Source organism: Mesorhizobium sp. M7A.F.Ca.MR.148.00.0.0 (genome assembly GCF_003997735.1).
In the GTDB taxonomy this organism is placed as follows: domain Bacteria; phylum Pseudomonadota; class Alphaproteobacteria; order Rhizobiales; family Rhizobiaceae; genus Mesorhizobium.
This window is the reverse complement of record NZ_RZTB01000363.1, coordinates 1-598: the sequence shown is the minus strand read 5'-3', so window position 1 is coordinate 598 and position 598 is coordinate 1. Positions and strand designations below refer to the sequence as shown.

Below are 598 nucleotides of genomic sequence, written 5' to 3'. Positions count from 1 at the left end.
CGCCGAGATGCGCGCGCAGCACCCTCGAACCCGCCGGAGAGAAGCTTTCTGGATGCCGTCGATCATCCTTCATCGAGCGAGTTCCGTGTTCTCATGCGGGTCAGCCCTCACACTATATTGCCGCACATCGACCAGCAAAGGCCGAGCTAGTGCGCCTGGCGCGCAGTTACTGCGAGATAGGCTTCGAAAAGCCCGACAGAGCTAAGACGCTCCGCTGTATTGAACCCGACATGTTTTCTGACAGCTGTCAGATTTTGGACACACATCACTCATCGTCAGTCGCTTAATACGGATGGTAATTTCTTCCAGGACAGGGTGACATTGAACACCACCCTGTCATGACCGCCCAATCTCAGCGAAGCGAACTCAGCATCGCCACCAGGACCAAGCCTGAAGATAAATCCGCCATAGCAGCGTCAACGACATTTTGCTTTCGAAGCCGGATGGATTGCACGAGGTGATTCGCGCCGTGATGCAGGAGGTGCTCGAGGCCGAGATGGACGAGGCGCTGGGTGCTTCGAAGAGCGAGCGCACGCCGGAGCGTCTCGGCTATCACGCGCGCTACTACGGGCGGAGAACTAGCTGCGCACCTACGGCG

1 pseudogene is annotated in these 598 nt (G+C 57.9%); it reads left to right on the top strand.

The window, feature by feature from the left end:
• Window positions 1-338: 338 nt before the first annotated feature.
• A pseudogene (locus EOB49_RS34515) lies at window positions 339-598 on the top strand (transposase); the annotation flags it as partial.